This window comes from Gemmatimonadota bacterium (assembly GCA_016209965.1).
Classification (GTDB): Bacteria; Gemmatimonadota; Gemmatimonadetes; order Longimicrobiales; family RSA9; genus JACQVE01.
In genome coordinates this window covers 1-5292 of sequence record JACQVE010000346.1, presented here as the reverse complement: position 1 = coordinate 5292, position 5292 = coordinate 1, and the positions used below count along the sequence as shown (strand labels likewise).

The 5292-nt window shown below is 68.3% G+C and carries 3 protein-coding genes and 2 tRNA genes; all 5 read left to right on the top strand.

Annotated elements, in window-relative coordinates:
• On the top strand, nt 1-516 hold a 516-nt coding region (locus HY703_13860; protein ID MBI4546275.1), incomplete at its 5' end, for a hypothetical protein.
• A 480-nt stretch (nt 517-996) separates the two neighbouring features.
• The gene (locus HY703_13855) at nt 997-2058 is read left to right on the top strand and encodes an aminopeptidase (protein ID MBI4546274.1); all 1062 of its coding nucleotides are present in this window, start codon (nt 997-999) and stop codon (nt 2056-2058) included.
• 145 nt (nt 2059-2203) lie between these two features.
• Nucleotides 2204-4744: a leucine--tRNA ligase gene (locus HY703_13850; GenBank protein MBI4546273.1), complete on the top strand. Its 2541-nt coding sequence runs from the start codon at nt 2204-2206 to the stop codon at nt 4742-4744.
• A gap of 70 nt (nt 4745-4814) precedes the next feature.
• A tRNA-Met gene (locus HY703_13845) sits at nt 4815-4888 on the top strand.
• 118 nt (nt 4889-5006) lie between these two features.
• Nucleotides 5007-5079, top strand: a tRNA-Phe gene (locus HY703_13840).
• Nucleotides 5080-5292: the final 213 nt, after the last annotated feature.

Below are 5292 nucleotides of genomic sequence, written 5' to 3'. Positions count from 1 at the left end.
CGGCAGGCGGCCCTGGACGAGGGCGTCGCCTTCCTCACCTTGAGCCTGCTCGAGGATGTGGTGGACCGCGGAACGGCCGCTGGCGTGCGCGGCGGCGGCTTCTGGCTGCCCGCCGCGGGGAAGACGGGGACGAGCAACGAAGGCAAGGACGCCTGGTTCATTGGCCTCACGCCCGACCTCGTCGCCGGCGTGTGGCTCGGCTTCGATCAGCCCAGGCCGATCCTGCCGGGCGCCAGCGGCGGACGACTCGCCGTCCCCGTGTGGACCGCGTTCATGAAGCAAGCCTACGCGGACCGGCCTGCGCCCGCCGCCTGGGTGCCGCCGGCCAGCGTGGTCAGCCTGCCCGTGGACACGGTCACGGGACTCCTCGCCACCGGCAACTGCCCGACCGAAGCGGTGCGCATCGAATACTTCCTACCGGGCACCGAGCCCACCGAACCCTGCCCGCTCCACCCCGAGAGCGGCGTCGAGCGCTTCTTCGACCGCCTCTGGCGCAGCTTCCGCCGGGTGTTTTGATTCCGCGCGCTTAGTGGTCGAGTTCGTAAGTACGCCCACGCAACGAGGGCGCCGAGCCGCCCCGCTGGCAAGGCGCGCGACTGAGGCGTAGCCCAGGTGCTACGCCGCAGGGAGCGCAACGCAGCCAGCGGGGAGGGATCGGCGGCCGAATGCGGGCGTATTTGCGGATTCGACCACTTAGCCTTCGTGAAGCTGCATGGCGGGCGCTCCGGAACGAGCGGACGGCTCAGCACGCCTGCCGCTCCCAGGTCGAGCGCGTGCACGGCGTCCACGGGATCGGAGACCAGCAGGAGAACCGAGGGCAGGCCGTTGGGCGCCCCCGCGCGGGCACGAATCGTACCGCACCGCTCAGGCGGCGGCCGCAGGCCCTGGCCGCAACCGGAACCGGGGCACGCCTCTTGACCGCCAGGATTACAGCGCGGGAACCCCGCGGCACCAGCGAGGGTCTTACTCGCCGTCGCCCGCCTTGCCACGGAGGACATGCGCAAGAAAGCCACCCTGCTGCTGGTCCTGGCCGCCGCCGCCGCCGGATCGCTCACCTGCACTCCCCTCTACGTGTTACGCGCGGGGATCGAGGAGGGCAAGATCCTGAGCCGGCGCCGTCCGATCATGGAGCTGGTGGACGATCCTGCGACCAGCGCCGAGACGCGTCGCAAGCTGCGCCTGGTACTCGAGGCGCGGACCTTTGCCCGGGAGGCGCTCGGCCTGGCTGCAGGGAGCAGCTATACCAGCTATTCCTGGGTCGACCGCGATACGCTTGCCCTGGTAGTCTCCGCCGCGCGCCGCGACCGCTTCCAACAGCTCACCTGGTGGTTCCCCATCGTGGGGCACGTGCCCTACAAAGGGTTCTTCAGTGCGCGCGCCGCGCAGCGTGCGGCCGAGGAGCTGGAGCAGGAGGGGTACGACACCTACGTCCGCCCAACCAGCGCGTTCAGCACGCTGGGCTGGTTCAGCGATCCCTTGCTCTCGACGCTCCTCCGCGCCAGCGACGTAAACCTGGTCTCGACGGTGATCCACGAGCTCACGCACAACAGCCTCTTCCTGCCCGGGCAAGTCGGCTTCAACGAGAGCTTCGCGAGCTTCGTCGGCGAGCGCGGCGCCATCCTCTTCTTCTGCAGCCTGGAAGGCCAGCAAGGTCAGCGCTGCCAGGAAGCCGAGCGCGGCTGGGCCGACAACCTCCGCTTCGCCGCTTTTCTGTCGGATCTGATCCGCGAGCTGGAAACCCTCTACGCGCGCGCCGATCTCTCGTTCGAGCAGCGGCTCGGCGCCCGCGAAACGGTGTTCCAGCGCGCGCGCTCCCGTTTCGCGGCCGAGGTGGAGCCGGCGCTCGAGACCTCGGCGTACCGCGGCTTCGGCCGCCTCCGCTGGAACAATGCGCTGCTCATCGCCCGGCGCGTCTACCACGATCGGCTGCACCTGTTCGAAGCCGCCTGGCAGCGCGCCGCCGGTGATCTGCCCGCCGCCGTAAGAGCCATTCGAGCCGCCGCCCGCCGCTCGCCGGCCGACCCGTTCGCGGCGCTCGGGCAGCTCGCAGGCGGGTGAGGCGGGGTGTCCGCACGTGGCGGGGTGTGGCGGGTGAGCGGGTGAAGCGGGTGAGCAGTAGTTTCGGTAGTTTCGCGCGATTGTAGGCGTCGCGCGCTGAGCGTATATTTTTGGGGGTTGGCGCGTTTACGGCAGGAATGGCGGCATGAGCGAGGGCACGCAGACGACGTACGACGCCATCGCGATCGAGGCGAAGTGGCAGCAGCGCTGGGCCGAGGAGGGAACCAACACCTTCAGCGCTGATGCGCTCCACCGTGCGCAGCGCCCCTTCTACAACCTCATGATGTATCCCTACCCGTCCGCCGAGGGGCTGCACGTCGGGAACGTGTATGCCTTCACGGGCGCGGACGTCTACGGGCGCTGGAAGCGGCTGCAGGGCGAGGACGTCTTCGAGCCCATCGGCTTCGACGCGTTCGGCATCCACTCGGAGAACTATGCGCTCAAGGTCGGCACCCACCCCATGGAGCTGATCCCGCGCAACATTGAGAACTTCAGGCGGCAGCTCAAGCGCAGTGGCGCCATGTATGACTGGCAGCACACGGTCGATACGACGGACCCGCGCTACTACCGGTGGACGCAGTGGATCTTCCTGCAGCTCTACAAGGCAGGGCTGGCGGAACGGAAGGTCGCGCCGGTCAACTGGTGCCCGTCCTGCCACACGGTGCTGGCCAACGAGCAGGTGATCGCGGGCGAGTGCGAACGCTGCGGCACCCTGGTCGAGCAGCGCTTCCTCGCGCAATGGTTCTTCAAGATCACCCGCTACGCCGAGCGGCTGCTCGCCAACCTGTCCTGGATCGACTGGTCCGATACCACCAAGCGGGCGCAGGAAAACTGGATCGGCAAGAGCGAGGGCGCGCTCATCCGCTTCCCCCTGGTCCCAGCTCCGAAACGGCGAGAGGGCGACACGGCGACACGGCGAGCCGGCGACAGGGAGAACGCCGCGTCGCCGCGTCCCCGCGTCGCTCAGTCTGGTGATGCGGCGGGGGGCATCGATGTCTTCACCACCCGCCCCGACACGCTCTTTGGCGCCACCTTCATGGTGCTCGCGCCGGAGCACCCGCTGGTGGACGCGGTCACCGCGCCCGAGCACCGCGCCGTGGTGGACACCTACCGCAGCCGCATCGCGTCCCTGGACCTGGTCACGCGCCGGAAGACGGAGAAGGGGAAGACGGGCATTTTCACCGGCGGCTACTGCCTGAATCCTGCGACGGGCGAGGAGATCCCCATCTGGATCGCGGATTACGTGCTCATGGAGTACGGCACGGGTGCGATCATGGCGGTGCCGGGGCACGACGACCGCGACTTCGAGTTCGCGACCAGGTTCGCGCTGCCGATCCGCCGCGTAGTGGCCGGCGAGCCGGAACACGAGGGAACGCCGCTGCACCAGGCCTACACCGGCGCCGGCGTGCTGGTCAACTCCGGGCAGTTCAATGGTATGAAGTGGGACGAGGGCGGCCGCGCCATCGTCGCCTGGCTCGAGGCGCAAGGCCTCGCCGAGCCTCGCGTCCACTACCGCCTGCACGACTGGTGCATCTCGCGCCAGCGCTACTGGGGGCCGCCCATCCCCATCATCCACTGCGGCCGCTGCGGCACCGTTCCCGTGCCGGAGAGCGAGTTGCCGGTCGTGCTGCCGTACATCGAGAACTACAAGCCGGACGAGAGTGGCGTGAGTCCGCTGGCCCGTGTCGCGCAATGGTACCGCGTCCCCTGCCCGCAATGTGGGGGCGAGGCGCGCCGCGAGACGGACGTGAGCGATACCTTCCTGGACAGCGCCTGGTACTTCCTGCGCTACGCTTCCACGGACCGCGACGACGTGCCCTTCGACCCGGAACTCACCCGCAAGTGGCTGCCGGTCGATATCTACATCGGCGGGGAGGAGCACGCCGTCCTCCACCTGCTCTACAGCCGCTTCATCACCATGGCACTGCACGACCTGGGCTACCTGGAATTCGAAGAGCCCTACCTCCGCTTCCGCAAGCACGGGCTGATCATCCGGGACGGCGCCAAGATGTCCAAGAGCCGCGGCAACGTGGTGATTCCGGATGAATACCTCGAGCGTTACGGCGCCGACACCTTGCGTACCTACCTCATGTTCCTGGGGCCCTACCAGGAGGGGGGCGACTTCCGGGACCAGGGGATCCAGGGGCCGCATGGCTTCCTGTCTCGCCTCTGGGACACGGTCGTCCCGGTCGGCGAGCTGGGCGAGGAGCCCGTCTCCGCAGCGCTCGAGCAGAAGCTCCACGCGACCATGCGCAAGGTGACGGAGGATATCGCCGGGCTGCGCTACAACACGGCCATTGCCGCGCTGATGGAGTACCTCAACGCGGTGCGCGAAGGCGGCCGCCGCGCGAACCGCGCCGAGATCGAGCCGCTCGTCCGGCTCGTCGCCCCCTTCGCCCCCCACCTCGCCGAGGAGCTGTGGCAGCAGCTCGGCGGGAAGCACAGCCTCTTCCAGGAAGCGCGCTGGCCAGAGTACGATCCGGAGAAGGCCACGGCCGACACGGTCGAGTTCGTCGTCCAGGTGAACGGCCGCGTGCGGGCCCGCATCCCCGTACGCCGCGGCCTCGCCCAGGACGAGGCCCGCGCCGCCGCGCTCACCGATGAGAACGTACGCCGCTTCCTCGACGGCAACCCCATACGCAAGGTGATTTTCGTGCCCGACCGCCTCATCAACCTCGTGGTCTGACGCGCCCCACAAGCCGCCCCGCGGGTTGACACCCGGTCGTGGCGCGGCTATACTAGAACACTGAGAATGACGCGGGGTGGAGCAGTCTGGTAGCTCGCCGGGCTCATAACCCGGAGGTCGCGGGTTCAAATCCCGCCCCCGCTATGTCACCCGGACTGCGTCCGGGGCTTTCCGGCCGCGCCCGCGCCGCCTAACGCCGCGCGGGCTTTTCGTCGCGGTCTGGTCGGGCCGGCGCCACCGGGGCAGGGCTGTTTGACAGGCCGGCCGGGTAGCTCAGTTGGTAGAGCACGCGGCTGAAAACCGCGGTGTCGGCGGTTCAATTCCGTCCCCGGCCATAAACGAACGTGCGTAGCTCAACGGGTAGAGCACCGGTCTCCAAAACCGGCGGTTGAGCGTTCGAGTCGCTCCGCCCCTGTTAAAATGAGAACCCCGCGAACGTAGAACAGGTCCAGGATGGACAGGTATCTCGTTGGCGGTTTTTCGGACAAGGAAAGGTCATGGCCACTGCAGAAAAAGAGGTTGCCGAACAGGCACCGGGTAGCCCTAAT